At 61.4% G+C, this 1,100-nt stretch carries 1 protein-coding gene; it reads left to right on the forward strand.

All coding sequences use genetic code 11. From position 1 onward, the window contains the following. The first annotated feature begins 235 nt into the window (after positions 1–235). Positions 236–1,018, forward strand: coding sequence for a DMT family transporter (locus WH50_RS25065; RefSeq protein ID WP_243410270.1), 783 nt, complete (start codon positions 236–238; stop codon positions 1,016–1,018). Positions 1,019–1,100 lie beyond the last annotated feature (82 nt).

Genomic DNA, 1,100 nt, shown 5'->3' on the forward strand with positions numbered 1-1,100 from the left:
CGGCAGAGGTTACCTTCTAACAGGCTGTTGAAAATCTATCTGCGTTGCCGAATACCGCGTCAAAAACAGGCTCAAAATGCTCATTTAGCTCACTAAACTCCGCTTTTTCGCCTGTTTCTTGTGCCCTAGGGGTATTTCCTTGTCTCGGCTACCTCGATAACGTTTTTCAACAGCCTGCTAAGGATAGCGAACACGTTCTGACGCGCTGAATGCAGTCATCACATCGAGAACCATCATGACCACACCCATACCACGTTCCGTAATAACCATAACAGGACTGACGCTGGTATCCCTGACGGCCTTTGCGGCCAACTCGGTCCTGTGCCGCATGGCGCTGGGGCAGCAGAGTATTGATGCGGCCAGCTTTACGGCCGTCCGTCTGCTGTCGGGGGCCGCCATGCTGTGGCTGTTGCTGCGCTTCAAAACTCGCCCGGAGCAAGGGCAGGGGCGCGGCAGCTGGCGTGCCGGGCTGATGCTGTTTATCTATGCCGCTGCCTTTTCCTATGCCTATACCAGCCTGACCACCGGCACCGGTGCGCTGATCCTGTTTGCCGCCGTGCAGCTGACCATGCTGCTGATGGCGCTGGCAGGTGGGCATCGCATGCAGGGGCTGGAGCTGGCAGGGTTGCTGATTGCCTTTACCGGCTTTGTCTATCTGGTGTTGCCGGGGCTGGCAACCCCGTCGCTGCTGGGGCTGGTGCTGATGACCTTATCGGGCATTGCCTGGGGGTTCTATACCCTGGCGGGTCGCGGCTCACTGCACCCCACCCAGGATACGGCCTTCAACATGTTTCGGGCGGCACCGCTGGCGCTGGTGATGCTAATCATCGGGTTGCTGAGTGGCCATGCGGAAGGCCGGGGCATCGTGCTGGCGGTGTTGTCGGGCGCTCTGGCCTCGGGCCTCGGTTATGCCGTCTGGTATACCGCTTTACGTTCCCTGTCCGCACTACAGGCGGCCGTGCTGCAACTGCTGGTGCCGGTGATTGCTGCGGCGGGCGGGGGGGGGATTCATGGATGAGCACATTACCGTGCGGCTGGGGGTCGCGGCGGGGCGGGCCCCCCGGGGCGACCCGCCGGGGAGTACCGCCCCGGCTCCTATA

It is taken from the genome of Pokkaliibacter plantistimulans (assembly GCF_003194385.1).
Classification (GTDB): domain Bacteria; phylum Pseudomonadota; class Gammaproteobacteria; order Pseudomonadales; family Balneatricaceae; genus Pokkaliibacter; species Pokkaliibacter plantistimulans.